At 55.8% G+C, this 13227-nt stretch carries 16 protein-coding genes; 10 read left to right on the top strand and 6 right to left on the bottom strand.

What is annotated here, in order from left to right; all coding sequences use genetic code 11:
• The first annotated feature begins 35 nt into the window (after positions 1–35).
• The 3 genes from K6123_RS20780 to K6123_RS20770 are packed head-to-tail and all read left to right on the top strand — an operon-like array spanning position 36 to position 987.
• A complete protein-coding gene (locus tag K6123_RS20780) occupies positions 36–479 on the top strand; it encodes a hypothetical protein (RefSeq protein ID WP_221801259.1) in 444 nt (147 codons plus the stop codon).
• Between the two features lies 1 nt (position 480).
• A complete protein-coding gene (locus K6123_RS20775) occupies positions 481–738 on the top strand; it encodes a YheU family protein (protein ID WP_246624938.1) in 258 nt (85 codons plus the stop codon).
• Between the two features lie 51 nt (positions 739–789).
• Complete coding sequence (locus K6123_RS20770; protein WP_221801258.1) at positions 790–987, top strand: hypothetical protein; 198 nt, start codon at positions 790–792, stop codon at positions 985–987.
• Positions 988–1001: 14 nt separating this feature from the next.
• Here K6123_RS20770 and mnmC read toward each other — a convergent pair whose 3' ends face one another.
• The 5 genes from mnmC to K6123_RS20745 all read right to left on the bottom strand — a co-directional run bounded on the left by mnmC (position 1002) and on the right by K6123_RS20745 (position 5540).
• Positions 1002–3041, bottom strand: a complete 2040-nt coding sequence (mnmC, locus tag K6123_RS20765; protein ID WP_221801256.1) for a bifunctional tRNA (5-methylaminomethyl-2-thiouridine)(34)-methyltransferase MnmC2/FAD-dependent 5-carboxymethylaminomethyl-2-thiouridine(34) oxidoreductase MnmC1 — start codon at positions 3039–3041, stop codon at positions 1002–1004.
• A 155-nt stretch (positions 3042–3196) separates the two neighbouring features.
• Positions 3197–3787 carry a peptidylprolyl isomerase gene (locus K6123_RS20760; protein WP_221801254.1) on the bottom strand — a complete coding sequence of 197 codons (591 nt, stop codon included), beginning with the start codon at positions 3785–3787 and terminating at the stop codon, positions 3197–3199.
• A 99-nt stretch (positions 3788–3886) separates the two neighbouring features.
• Positions 3887–4612 carry a TIGR04211 family SH3 domain-containing protein gene (locus K6123_RS20755; RefSeq protein ID WP_221801252.1) on the bottom strand — a complete coding sequence of 242 codons (726 nt, stop codon included), beginning with the start codon at positions 4610–4612 and terminating at the stop codon, positions 3887–3889.
• Between the two features lie 19 nt (positions 4613–4631).
• The gene (locus tag K6123_RS20750; RefSeq protein WP_221801250.1) at positions 4632–4931 is read right to left on the bottom strand and encodes a YciI family protein; all 300 of its coding nucleotides are present in this window, start codon (positions 4929–4931) and stop codon (positions 4632–4634) included.
• Positions 4932–4934: 3 nt separating this feature from the next.
• Positions 4935–5540, bottom strand: coding sequence for a septation protein A (locus K6123_RS20745; RefSeq protein WP_221801248.1), 606 nt, complete (start codon positions 5538–5540; stop codon positions 4935–4937).
• Positions 5541–5579: 39 nt separating this feature from the next.
• Between K6123_RS20745 and K6123_RS20740 the strand changes: the two genes are divergently transcribed.
• The 7 genes from K6123_RS20740 to rluB all read left to right on the top strand — a co-directional run bounded on the left by K6123_RS20740 (position 5580) and on the right by rluB (position 12194).
• The gene (locus K6123_RS20740) at positions 5580–6449 is read left to right on the top strand and encodes a PHP domain-containing protein (RefSeq protein WP_221801246.1); all 870 of its coding nucleotides are present in this window, start codon (positions 5580–5582) and stop codon (positions 6447–6449) included.
• A gap of 75 nt (positions 6450–6524) precedes the next feature.
• Complete coding sequence (locus K6123_RS20735; RefSeq protein ID WP_221801244.1) at positions 6525–7148, top strand: L-threonylcarbamoyladenylate synthase; 624 nt, start codon at positions 6525–6527, stop codon at positions 7146–7148.
• 110 nt (positions 7149–7258) lie between these two features.
• Entirely contained in the window at positions 7259–8299 is a 1041-nt protein-coding gene (locus K6123_RS20730; protein WP_221801242.1) for a tryptophan--tRNA ligase, read from the top strand.
• A gap of 89 nt (positions 8300–8388) precedes the next feature.
• The gene (locus K6123_RS20725) at positions 8389–9603 is read left to right on the top strand and encodes a tryptophan--tRNA ligase (RefSeq protein WP_221801241.1); all 1215 of its coding nucleotides are present in this window, start codon (positions 8389–8391) and stop codon (positions 9601–9603) included.
• Positions 9603–10454, top strand: a complete 852-nt coding sequence (locus K6123_RS20720) for a segregation and condensation protein A (RefSeq protein WP_221801239.1) — start codon at positions 9603–9605, stop codon at positions 10452–10454. The genes K6123_RS20725 and K6123_RS20720 overlap by 1 nt, the downstream gene beginning before the upstream one ends.
• Complete coding sequence (gene scpB, locus K6123_RS20715) at positions 10432–11352, top strand: SMC-Scp complex subunit ScpB (protein ID WP_246624937.1); 921 nt, start codon at positions 10432–10434, stop codon at positions 11350–11352. Before K6123_RS20720 ends, scpB begins: the two co-directional genes overlap by 23 nt.
• Complete coding sequence (rluB, locus tag K6123_RS20710) at positions 11349–12194, top strand: 23S rRNA pseudouridine(2605) synthase RluB (protein ID WP_221801237.1); 846 nt, start codon at positions 11349–11351, stop codon at positions 12192–12194. Before scpB ends, rluB begins: the two co-directional genes overlap by 4 nt.
• A gap of 38 nt (positions 12195–12232) precedes the next feature.
• Here the strand turns inward: rluB and K6123_RS20705 are convergent, their stop codons facing one another.
• On the bottom strand, positions 12233–13177 hold the full coding sequence (locus tag K6123_RS20705) for a GGDEF domain-containing protein (protein WP_343224024.1): 945 nt from the start codon (positions 13175–13177) through the stop codon (positions 12233–12235).
• Positions 13178–13227 lie beyond the last annotated feature (50 nt).

The following is a 13227-nucleotide window of genomic DNA, read 5'->3' as shown; positions in this document are numbered from 1 at the left end:
TTATGATTACGCTGTTGTGATCTCAGGAATTGTGTGTGAATCATTTCGATCAGGAATCCATCGTCTATGGCGTGATCCGGCATATTCCGGCGACGTCTGATCTGACGGCCCGTATTGAACGGCGAACCAACTGGGCGGCGGTACAAAATCTCCCTGCCGGTGTGGATGACGATTGGTCGCTGATCTGTCGCGAGATGTTTGCGATGCCGGGGGACCATGTTCTGAGTGGTACCTATCAAACCCAGATTATCCACTTTGCTGCTTCCTATCGGGCAGTCGAGTATGAATGGGAAGCTTGGCTGCGGCAGTTTGAATCGCTGCTGAAGTCAATGTTCTGGGTATCGGCGACGGTGCATCTGGAAACCGAATTGTCTGGTAAACATACCTTCAACTGGCAGTCTGAACATGGCCACAAGCCGTCCGATGCTGAGCTGCGCATGAGCTGTGAATGGGAGCGGGAGGCGGGCTTCGCCATTTGATATGAACGATTTTAATGACGATGCACCGGACCACGGTGTGATTGAAGTACCCTGGCAGCAACTGAGCCCGGAAGCACTCGACGGTATTCTGGGCGAGTTTGTACTGCGTGAAGGTACCGACTACGGCGACTACGAATTCAGCTTTGAAGACAAGAAACAGCAGGTGCTGGCACAGCTGCGTGATAAAACTGCCAAGCTGTTGTTTGACCCCATCGAAAATAGCTGCCACATTGAATTAACGGGCAGGCTCGCCCGTTAATCAATCACTGTCCAGGCGGTGCCTGCACAGCAATAGAATGAGGTACCTGACATGACTGATATTCGTGTGCAGCGTCTCAGACGGCGAGTAGCCGATGCTGTTGAAGACATCGACGCCATGAAGGCTGAGCTGGCAGAAATCCGCCAAATGTGTAGTGAACTGTCCGATGCCATGCGGCAAATTCGCGAGCAATCCATCAAGGCCCGCGAAGACGCCGAACGACGCCGACAGATACGTCGGGTCGTCTGACCCACTAACTGCCTTTAGCTACTCATTTTTTCAGGGCTGCCGGATAACTCAGCTGGCAGCTTCTTGCGAATCATATCCCGCAACAAGAATCGTGCAGGCAACAGCGCCAGCTCAATTGCCTGGCTGGTCGGTGAGCCGCTGCCGCTGATTTTGCCAGCCAACAACTCCGCACACAGCGGTGTCGACGCCAGCCCCCTTGATCCATGGCCAATATTCAGCCACAGGCCCGTATGAACCGGAGCGGCCACCGCTGGAATGCGCTTGGCGTTATTGACCATCGGCTGGTAAGCAGCGACAAATGCTGCGGTATTAACCACGGCGCCCGTCATTGGCAGGTAATCCGGTGTAGTGCAGCGAAACGCGGTGCGGCCACCCACTACCAGTTGATCAAAGTCTTGCTGGTTGGCCAGTGCGGCTTCGGCCAGTTGCTGCCACTGCTCACCAAAATCGGCCAGATGCCGCAGGTTTTCCTGGTGATCGCTGTCACGCACATCGGTATTGTCATCGCGTAAATTGTAGGTCGCACCCATCACAATCCGATTATCCCGCTCTGGGGCCATGTAACTGCGGCCACACAACACGGCTGACAGCGTGGGAGTCAGCGTCGGATTCAGATAGGTCAGCTGACCGCGAATGGACTTCACCGGCAAATAGCTGTCTGGTAACAGCTGCCTGGCGCTGTAAGCGTTGGCAACCACCAGCTGATCGGCTTCAAAAGCCTGATGATTCTTGCTGATCGCCTGCCAGTGACCATTGTCCGTCTGGCGAATGGAGTCGATATCGGCCTGATGAAAGCGGATATTGCCATGCTGCACCAGCTGCTGACACAGTTCGGCCGGGCTGACCCAGCCAGCTGCCGGAAACAGCAAGCCGCCTTTGTTATTCGTGCTGCCTGCCAGTTCACTGGCATGGTTGCTGTCGCAAGGCTGAATCAGTTCGTCAGGGTAGTTGATCGCTTGCATGAATTTTTGCTGACGCTGCAATTCCGCGTCGTTATAGCCCAGCTGTAACACGCCGCAATCATCCCACTGCTTATTGTCCAGCAGACGTTGCATCCAGCGCAGGCTGGTGAAATAGGCGGCCAGATAAAAATGGGTGTGGGTGGCCTGATCATTGGCTGCCAGCTTGATGTATAGCCCGCCCTGAGGATTGCCGGACGCTTCGCTGGCGATGCCATGACGATCGATCAGCTCAACCTGGATGCCGCGCTCGGCCAGCGCTCGGGCGGTGGTGCAACCTGCCAGTCCGGCACCAATCACGATGACTTTCCGGGGGCAGGGTAAGGCCGGTGTCAGCCCCCAGGGGGTGTTACTGAAGCAGGCTGGTTGCTCCGGACCAAGGGTTTGCTGGTAACTGCCGGCCAGCATTTCCCGTTTACGGCCAAAGCCCTTGACCTTGGCGACCCGAAAACCTGCGCCCTTGAGGCCGCGTCGAACGATCCCGGCGGAGGTGAAAGTCGCCACCGTGGTGTTGTCGATTTGGGGTGGCTGTTGACGGCAGATCCGACGAATATGATCAAACAGCGGTTGTTGCCACATTTCCGGATTGCGTGACGGCGCAAAGCCATCCAGAAACCAGGCGTTTACCGGCCCTTGCAGCTGTGGCAGTGCTTCGTGAACATCGGCGAATATCAGTGTCAGCTGGATGCGTTGTTCAGGCCAGCAGAGCGAATGAAAACCAGCCACCGGTAATGGATATTGCTCCAACAGCTGTGCATACCAATGCGCCAGCTCCGGCCACAGGCTGGCGGCTTGTTGCAGCTGCTGGCGTGACATCGGGAATTTTTCGATGCTGGTGTAGTGCAACCAGCAATCGTCGCTGGCTTCGGCAGCAAAAGCCTGCCAGCTCATGATGAAATTCAGGCCACTGCCAAAGCCGGTTTCGATGATGCCGAACGGCCCTTGCCAGTTTTGCCAGCGCTGAGGCAAACCATTGTTGTGCAGAAATACGTGGCGACTTTCCGCCAAACCGTCTTCGACGGAGAAGTAGGGGTCGTCGAATGCAATGGCAATGGGCTGGCCATCGTCACGCCATTGCAGTTGTGGATGTTGCATAGCAGTGGCTGGAGTCGTGGGTTCGGGACGGGGATTTCTGGACACGGTGGTAGCAGCAAACGATGAGTTGGGCCGCTATGGTAGCAGATTCACCGCCAGCACTGTGGTTTCAGCCACTGGCAGTGAACAGGAGCCTTGACTGGCGTCAGTGGCGCTTATTGCGACAGCACGTCGACGCTGGTCACAATGACTGGTTGCACCGGACGATCTCCGGGCAGGGTTTTGACCTTGCCGATGGCATCAACAACGTCCATACCACTGGTCACCTTGCCGAAGACGGCGTAGCCAAAGTCACGCACGCCATGGTTGAGGAAGTCATTGTTCTGCAGGTTGATGAAAAACTGCGAAGTGGCGCTGTCTTTTGAAGGACGGCGAGCCATCGAGATCGTGCCACGATCATTGGTCAGGCCGTTATCCGCTTCGTTCTTGATGGGCGGCAGCGTCGCTTTCTGGGCCATGTCCGGAGTGTAACCACCGCCCTGAATCATGAAGCCGTCAATTACCCGGTGAAACAGGGTGTTGCTGTAATGACCGCCAGCCACGTAGGTGAGGAAGTTGTCGACGGTGACCGGAGCCTTGTCGCGGTACAGTTCCAGTTCAATGGCACCCATATTGGTGTTGATACGAACATTGACGATGTTACCGGTACTGCTGTTAGCGGCAGCGGTGGCAGTCATGCTGGTACTGGCAAAAGCCAGACAGGCCAGGCCGGTTGCCAGTAATTTGAGCAGCGAACGTCTGAGCATGAAAACTCCTTGAAAACGAAAGGGCGGGAAATGAGCAGCAATGGGTCCGGGCATAACGTGGCTGATGAGTCAGTCGTTATGCCCGGATTTGGCGGGCTATCAGCTCCAGCCAGTGTTTTTCTTGCTACGCAGGGAAGGAATGATCAGACCGGCAATAATGCCGAGTACAACCAGACCACCCCCGTACAGCAGGTAGTTGAAATCACGGGAATCACGCAGCTGGGCATTTTCAGTACTGGTGGCTTCCAGCTGGATTTCCAGTTCCTGGGCACGGTTGGTGAGTTTGTGCACCTTTTCATCCAGCGCCAGTGCGTTGGAAGATACTTCCTTGATATCAGCCAGTTCGGAGGTGGTTTTTTCAGCCTGCTGTTCCAGCTGGGAGCGCTCGCTGCGCAGCTTTTTCAATTCAGCTTCCAGCTCGGCAACCCGTTGGGTCGCGGTTTTCAGCTCGGCATCTTTGGCTTGCAGATCACGCTGGGTGAGGATCAGCTGTTCACGGGCCACCGGGCTGGTTTCCAGATAGCGGGTCAAAACCCAGCCTTCCTTGCCCTTGTCGGTGCGCACCAGAGTGTAACCGGCGTCCTTGTTTTCACCCAGCATCATCAGGTGTTCACCGGTTTGCAGCGCCTGCAGAATGCGGTATTCCGCACTTGGGCCGCTGCGCAGCTGTAACCACAGGGTATCGGTTACATAGCGTTTGGAAACGCTGCTGCTGGCGACATAGCTGGGGTCATCAAGACCAATGATGGTGCTTTCCTCGGCTTGCGCCGGGCTGAATCCGAAGCCCAGCACCAGTGCCAGACCTGCGTATTGGAACAACTTCACCTGTAACTCCTTAATGGTTTCAGGGCAGAACTTTCTTGTAGGGTTTGACGATGACGCTGGCGTAAACACCGGCGGCAACGTAAGGGTCGGCGTCGGCCCAGCTCTGGGCGTCGGTCAGCGAACTGAATTCCGCGATCACCAGACTGCCAGTGAAACCGGCACTGCCGGGATCTTCACTGTCAATCGCCGGGTGTGGCCCGGCAACCAGCAGGCGACCTTCGTCAGCCAGGGTTTGCAGTCGCTTGAGATGAGCAGGGCGCGCAGACAAGCGCTGTTCGAGACTGTTTTCAACATCCTGACTGATGATGGCGTACCACATGGTTCAAGGTTCCTCGTGATTCATGTATCGGTAGAGAAAAACGGATTGGGCAATCACAAACACTATGGTCAGGCCAAGCAGCCCGAACAGTTTGAAGTCGACCCAGATCTCTTCGGAAAAATTGTAGGCGACCAGCAGGTTGGCGACACCACTGATCACAAAAAATGTGATCCAGGCAAAATTCAGCTTGACCCAGACATTGGCTGGCAGCTGCAGGTTCTGGCCCATCATGCGTTCCAGCGGGGTAGTGCGGGTGACCAGATAAAAACCGAGAAAGCCGACCGCGAACAGCCAGTTAACTACCGTTGGCTTCCACTGGATAAAGGTTTTGTCTTGCAGCAATACCGTCGCACCGCCCATGACGACCACCAATAGCAGGGTGATCATGTGCATTTTTTCGACTTTGCCGGTGCTCAGGCGGGTATACAGAATCTGCAACACAGTCGCTGGAATCAGCACTGCGGTTGCCAGAATGATAGGTTGAGTGGTTTGCAGTGTTTCCTGTTGGCTGGCCGACAGCCAGGGAGAGACCCATTCAACCAGCTCGGGAGCGTACTTGTAGGTCAGGAAAAACACCACAATCGGCAGAAAATCCAGCAGTAACTTCATTCGCTTCAACTTCTTGGTGCATTTACAATGGAGCCGATTATGGCCGAAGCCACTGAGAGCGTCCACGTGAGTTCCGATATTGATTTACATTGCCACAGTAATTGTTCCGATGGATTTTTCCCGCCAGCGGATGTGGTGCGGCGGGCCCATGAACGTGGCATTACCACACTGGCGATTACCGACCACGATACCGTCGAAGGGTTCCGTCAGGGCTTGCCGGTCGCGGAAGCACTGGGAATCCGGCTGATCAGCGGTATTGAATTGTCGACCGTCTGGAGCGGTGTATCGATCCATATTGTTGGCCTGGGGTTTGATCCGCAGGCGGAAATTATGTTGCAGGCCGAACAACACCAGCAGCGGGTACGAGCGGAGCGGGCACAGTTGATTGCCAGCCGGGTCGGCAAAAAACTCAAGGTCGAGCTGGATATCGAAGCGATTGCCGCTTTCAGCAACATCGCCATCGACCAGCTTGGCCGGCCGCACTTTGCTGCCTGGATGGTCGAGCACCAGCTGGTTGCCAATACCCAGCAGGCGTTCAGCAAGTGGCTCGGTGCCGGTAAAATTGGTGATGTAAAAAGTGGCTGGCCTGAGATGGCGACTGCGGTAGACTGGATCAAGCAATCCGGTGGTGTGGCCGTTATGGCCCACGCGCATTTATACAAGATGACCCGTACCAAGCTGAGGTCGTGTGTTCGTGATTTTATCAATGCTGGCGGCAGCGGGCTGGAAGTCAGTTATGGCCTGATGGACAGCAACCAGCAGGGCCAGATGGCCGCGCTGGCGCGGGAATTCAATCTGCTGGGTTCCTGTGGCAGTGACTTCCACGGTCCCAACCGCTTTGGTCTTGAACTCGGCGTGATGCCAAACTTTCCGAAACTCGTGACACCTGTCTGGCAACAATGGGGTTAACCCCGCAGGTGCTATAGCCCTTCGCGACGAAGTGAGCCAGCCGGCTTTGCCGCTTGTGTATATTCAGGAGCTCCCGTGAGCCAGTTTTTCCAGATTCATCCAGAAAATCCCCAGAGTCGGTTGATCAAACAAGCCGTTGAACTGATTCGTCAGGGCGGCGTTGCAGTTATTCCAACCGACTGTTCCTATGCCCTGGCCTGCCGTATTGGTGACAAAAAAGCCACCGAGACGATTCAGCGCATTCGTCAGCTCGATCAGAAGCACAACTTCACGCTGTTGTGCCGCGACTTTTCCGAGCTGTCGACCTTTGCCAAGGTTGAAAACACCTACTTCCGCGTTCTCAAGGCCCATACACCGGGCGCCTTCACCTTTATTCTGCCCGCTACCCGTGAAGTGCCACGGCTGCTGATGCATCCGAAGAAGCGCACCATTGGTATCCGTGTACCGGACAATGCCATTGCCATGGCGCTGCTGGAAGAAATGGGTGAACCACTGATGACCAGCTCACTGATCATGCCAGGAGACGATCTGCCCTTGTCTGACCCGTACGATATTCGCCAGACCCTGGAGCATCAGCTGGACCTGGTCATCGACGGCGGCTATTGCGGCTTTGAAGCCACTACCGTGATTGATTTGACCGAAGAAGTCCCTGAGTTGATCCGTCAGGGCGTCGGCGACGCTTCCGCCATTCTTGGCTGATTCGACCTTCGGCCTGCTATCCACCAACGGATAGGCCGTACTCAGGATGGCAGGCGGCGGCAAAACCGGTATCATGCGGCTTTTGTTGTTTTGCCTGTCGGGATCTTTGTATGACTCAAGAACAAGCCGGTGCCCAAAGCCCCAAACGCGTGCTCACTGGTATCACCACCTCAGGTACTCCGCACCTGGGCAACTATGTCGGCGCCATTCGCCCGGCGATTCAGGCCAGTCAGGAAGACGCCAACGATTCCTTCTACTTCCTGGCTGACTACCACGCCCTGATCAAGTGTCAGGATCCTACCGCGGTAGCACAGTCGACGCGCGAAATTGCCGCTACTTGGCTGGCACTGGGTCTGGATACCAGCAAGGCTGTGTTCTACCGTCAATCCGATATTCCGCAGATCACCGAACTGACCTGGGTGCTCAACTGTGTTTGCGCCAAGGGCCTGATGAACCGTGCCCACGCCTACAAGGCGGCGGTGGATGCCAATATTGCTGAAGGCGAAGACGCCGACAAGGCCATCACCATGGGGCTGTTCAGCTACCCGGTGCTGATGGCAGCTGACATCCTGATGTTCAGTGCGACTCATGTGCCGGTTGGTAAAGACCAGATCCAGCATGTTGAAATGGCCCGCGACATGGCCCAGCGTTTCAACCACATTTATGCCAACAATCAGCCCATTCTGACGCTGCCAGACTATGTGGTGGATGATAACGTGGCGGTATTGCAAGGGCTGGATGGCCGCAAGATGAGCAAGAGCTACGGCAACACCATTCCGTTGTTCCTGCCAGAAAAGCAGCTGAAGAAGCACATCAACAAGATCAAGACCAACTTGCTGGAGCCGGGTGAACCGAAAGATCCGGATAGCTCAGCGGTGTTCCAGATCTGGCAAGCCTTTGCCACCGAGCAGCAGACCGCCGACATGCGGCAGGCATTTGCTGACGGTATTGCCTGGGGTGAAGCCAAGAAGCAACTGTTTGAACTGGTCAATGCGGAACTGGCTGAAGCCCGTGAGCGTTACAACGACCTGATGGCGCGTCCGCAGGATATCGAAGAACAATTGCAGGCCGGTGCTGAAAAAGCCCGTGCCATCGCCGCACCTATGGTTGCCCGCGTGCGTCAAGCGGTTGGTATTGCCGGTCTGGTTTAAGACAGCAAGGGTCTGTTAGCAGACCGACTCGGGCAAGCCCATGAAAGTGACAGGCTTGCCCAAATCATCAAACAGCAAGAGGAAACACATTGAGTACTGTTGATCCCCAGAGGCGGGTTGTCTCAGGTATGCGGCCAACCGGTCGATTGCACCTGGGACATTATCACGGAGTGCTGAAAAACTGGGTCAGGTTGCAGCACCAGTACGAATGTTTCTTCTTTGTGGCCGATTGGCACGCGCTGACCAGTGGCCCACAAGTCTCCGAACAACTGGCGGAACACGTCCGCGAAATGCTGATCGACTGGCTCGCAGTCGGTGTGAATCCAGGTTCTGCCACCCTGTTTGTGCAAAGCAAGGTGCCGGAACAGGCTGAGCTGCACATGCTGCTGTCGATGGTTACGCCGATGGGCTGGCTGGAGCGAGCTCCCAGTTTCAAGGATCAACTTGAACATCTGCATGAAGGTGAGTCGGCCAGTTATGGCTTGCTTGGATATCCCTTGCTGCAAGCGGCGGATATCCTGACCTATCGCGCCGGACTGGTGCCGGTTGGTGCCGATCAGGTGGCGCATATCGAAATGGCGCGGGAAGTCTCCCGTCGTTTCAACCATCTCTACGGCCGTGAAGTGGATTTCGAGGAACACGCCCGGTTGGCGGTCAAAAAGCTCGGCAAAAAAGTCGCCAGCCTGTATAGCGATCTGCGTTCCGAATATCTGTCTCACGGCAAGTCGGATTCACTGTTAACCGCCCAGGCACTGGTGCGGGAACAGAACCAGCTGACGCTGTCAGACAAGGACCGGCTGCTGGGCTATCTGGAAGGGACCGGCCGTTCGATTCTGCCGGAACCTCATTCGATGCTGACACAGTCGCCGCGTATTCCTGGCCTGGATGGCGAAAAGATGTCCAACTCCCGCGACAACTACATTCCGTTGCGAGCCGAGCCGGACGAAGTCGCCCAGAAGATTCGGACCATGCGAACGGATCCTTCGCGGGTACGATTGAGTGATCCGGGTAATCCGGAGCACTGCCCGGTATGGCAATTCCATTTGTTGTACAGCTCCGAGTCAGAACAGCAACGGGTGCTGGAACGCTGTCGTTCCGGTAACTGGGGCTGTCTGGAGTGCAAGCAACTGGTGATTGATGCCATCGTTGAAGAGCAGCAGCCGATTCGGGAGCGGGCCGAGCAATACATTGAGCGGCCGGATCTGTTACGCAGTCTGATTGCGGAAGGGACCGAAAAGGCCCGTGATGAAGCCCGCGCTACGCTTGAAGAAGTACGCGAGGCCATGGGTCTGTATTACCGCTGATGACAGTCAACGACGAATCTCTGGCCGCGCTACCACTGGCTGCTCAACAGGAAATGCCGTTTGCGCTGGTGCAGGGCCAGCCGATGACCCAGTTACCGCTGGACCTGTATATTCCGCCGGATGCGCTGGAAGTGATTCTGGAGCAGTTCGAAGGGCCGCTGGATTTGCTGCTGTACCTGATTCGCAAGCAAAACCTCGATATTCTCGAAGTTAACGTCTCTGAGATCGTCGATCAATACCTGCTGTACATCGACATGATGCAGACCATGCAGCTCGAGCTGGCAGGGGAATATCTGGTGATGGCGGCGATGCTGGCGGAAATCAAAAGCCGGGTGTTATTGCCACGCAATCAGGACCCGGAAGCGGAAAACGACGAGGACCCGCGGGCCGAGTTGATCCGCCGTTTGCAGGAATACGAACGTTTTAAAACCGCTGCCGAAGATATGGATGCCTTGCCACGCATGGAACGTGATACCCAGCAAGCCCGGCTGGTGGTGGATAACCGCATGGTGGAACGGATTCACCCGGACGTGGATATGCGTGAGCTGATGTTGGCCTATGCTGATATTCTGCGGCGGGCGGAACGCCGTGAGCACCATGAAATCCAGCGTGAACAGCTGTCTACCCGTGAGCGGATGAGCCAGGTACTGGAACGTCTGCAAGGCAGTGAGTTTGTGGTCTTCGGCAGTCTCTTTGATGAGGCCGAAGGCAAGCTGGGGGTGGTGGTCACTTTTCTGGCGGTGTTGGAACTGGTGAAGGAAAAGCTGGTCGAGCTGGTACAGCAACAGGCCTTTGGGCTGATTTATGTTCGGGCTCGCCAGAGCCAATATGAGACTGATGACAGTGACTGATTCGTCTACGCCTTTCACAACCTCGCAATTGGCGGAAATTCTGGAAGCTGCCTTGCTGGCTCACGGCACCACGCTGTCGCTGGAGCGCATGGGCAGCTTGTTTGAAGATAACGAACGGCCACTCAATGCCGAATTGCGGGCGGCGCTGGAAGAACTGGCAGTTCGGCTCGAAGGTCGTGGCATTGAATTAAAGAAAGTGGCCAGTGGTTATCGTTTGCAGGTGCGCCAGCACACCATGCCGTGGGTCAGCCGCTTGTGGGAAGAGAAGCCGCCGCGTTATTCTCGCGCCCTGCTTGAAACCCTGGCGCTTATTGCCTATCGGCAACCGGTAACCCGGGGTGATATTGAAGATGTGCGTGGGGTGGTGGTCAGCAGTAATATTATCCGCACCCTGCTCGAGCGGGACTGGATCAAAGTAGTCGGTCATCGCGATGTGCCCGGGCGTCCGGCACTGTACGCAACCACGCCAGACTTCCTTGATTATTTTGGCCTCTCCGGGCTCGAACAGTTGCCGTCACTGATGGCAATTCGCGAGCTGGACGATGCCAACCGGCGGCTGGCGCTGGGCGATGATGCTGAAGCCCGCAGACCAACCGCCGAAGATTACGATTTCAGCAGCGACGAGGACGTCGCTCGTCGTGGGGCCGATGTACTGGATGCCACGGCAGAAGACCTGGCGGTGGCAGAAGCCCTGATGGCCAGGGTAGAACAGAATTTGTTTGGCAATGATGAGGATGGCGAAGGTGACAGTGACCAGCCTCGGATTGGCAGACGTTCATCACAAAAAAGTCTGGGTGAGCTGGTCAGCCGGTTTGAAGCAACCGACGAACCTGAGCCATCCGATTTGAACAAGGCAGATCCTGATGAGGCTGCCGGAGATAAAGAAAACAACTCATGAAAGAACGTATCCAGAAATTGCTGGCGCTGACCGGCGCTGCCCCTTCCCGTCGTGAAGCTGAACGCTGGATTGCCGACGGTCAGGTGACTGTGAACGGCCAGAAAGCCGTATTGGGTGATCGCGCTGACCGTCACGATGAAATCCGTGTCAATGGCAGGGTTATCAAGATGGATGATGCTGGTCGTGCTTGCCGGGTATTGGCCTACAACAAGCCGGTTGGTGAAGTCTGTTCCCGCACGGACCCGGATGGTCGGCCAACCGTATTTCAGCATCTGCCAAAAACCCAGGGCGAGCGCTGGATCAACGTTGGTCGTCTGGACATCAATACCAGCGGCCTGCTGTTGTTCACCACTGACGGCGATCTCGCCAACAAGCTGATGCATCCGTCTACCGGCGTTGATCGTGAATACGCTGTGCGGGTTCGTGGTGATGTTGATGCCGAGATGATTGAACGGCTGAAAGAAGGTGTACTGCTGGAAGACGGCATGGCCAAGTTCACCGATGTGCAGTTTTTTGACGGTGAAGGCGCCAACAAATGGTATCACTGCGTGGTGATGGAAGGTCGTAACCGTGAAGTGCGTCGCCTGTGGGAAAGCCAGGGTATTGAAGTCAGCCGTCTGAAGCGGGTGCGTTATGGCTGTATTTTCCTGCCATCCAATATTCCGGTCGGCACCTGGGTGGAACTGGGTCAGCGTGAGGTCAACGACCTGCGTGACATGGTCAGCCTGGAGCGCAAGAAGGTGCGTCGTCTGATTGGTAAGGAGAAAGAGCGCTTCCAGCGCGAGCAGAAGCGTCAGCGTGTGCGTCAGCACGCCAATACCAAGCCGAAAAGCAAATCCTGAGCGGCAGTTGTTTGCCGCTGATCAGGCCTGGCGCTGCGTCAGGCCTGATCAAGCAGTGAATTTCCCATCCCCTCTTCGCCAATAACCTTGTCTCGACCAGTGCGTTTGGCGAGGTACAAGGCTTGATCTGCTCGATCAATCAGGCTCTTGCGTGAGTCGGTTGCTTGCAGGCTGGCACAGCCAATACTGCTGGTGACTTTCAATAAGCCCTGATTGACAGGCAAGCGAATGCGACTGATTGAATTGCGGATGCGTTCGGCAACCACCATGGCATCTTCCTGGCTGGCATTGCTTAACAGCACCAGAAATTCTTCGCCGCCATAACGAAAACACAGGTCGGTCTGACGAATGCAGTCGGTAATCGCAGCGACTGCCTCTTTCAGCACCGCATCACCTGTGGTGTGGCCATGGCTGTCATTGATATTCTTGAAGTGATCCATGTCGATCATCAGCAGCGACAAGGCCTGTTCGTGGCGGTGACATAATTCGACTTCACGGTCCAGAGTGCGGTCCAGTGCTACCCGATTGCCTGCGCCGGTGAGTGGATCGCGGAAGGCAGCATCCAGTGCTTCGCGGTACCGCAAGGCGTTGCGTAGCGGAAACAGCAAGGTGCTCAATAAGCCTTCGATATTGGCCAGTTCAAACTCGCGCAACCGGCTGGAGCGATAAAACACCAGTTCACCAATGGTTTCAGACTGGGTTTTGAGGTCATAACTGACGCTGTGGGCGCTGGTTTTGCCTTGGCTGACGACCAGATTGTATGGACGGAAGCGGTAGGTGATACCGTCTACCGGAACGCTGGCCTGGATCTCCCTGAAAAAAATTTCGATCAGCTGTGGCAGCTCCAGCGAGGTTTGCAGCTTGCCGGTCAGGCGAAACAGCACATCAGGCCGGATATCGGGTTTTAGGGCCAGCTCGCCGAACGATGCTATGACCTTGTCGTCACGCAGATCGACCTGACCGTTGCTCTGAAATGGAGTCACCCTGAATACCTCTTGCCGTTGATGGGATCGCATTCAGAGTTAAGCCAGAT

The sequence above is a fragment of the Oceanobacter mangrovi genome (assembly GCF_019740315.1).
In the GTDB taxonomy this organism is placed as follows: Bacteria; Pseudomonadota; Gammaproteobacteria; order Pseudomonadales; family Oceanobacteraceae; genus Oceanobacter; species Oceanobacter mangrovi.
Note: the sequence above shows the minus strand (reverse complement) of the source record. Positions and strands in the feature narration are given on the sequence as shown.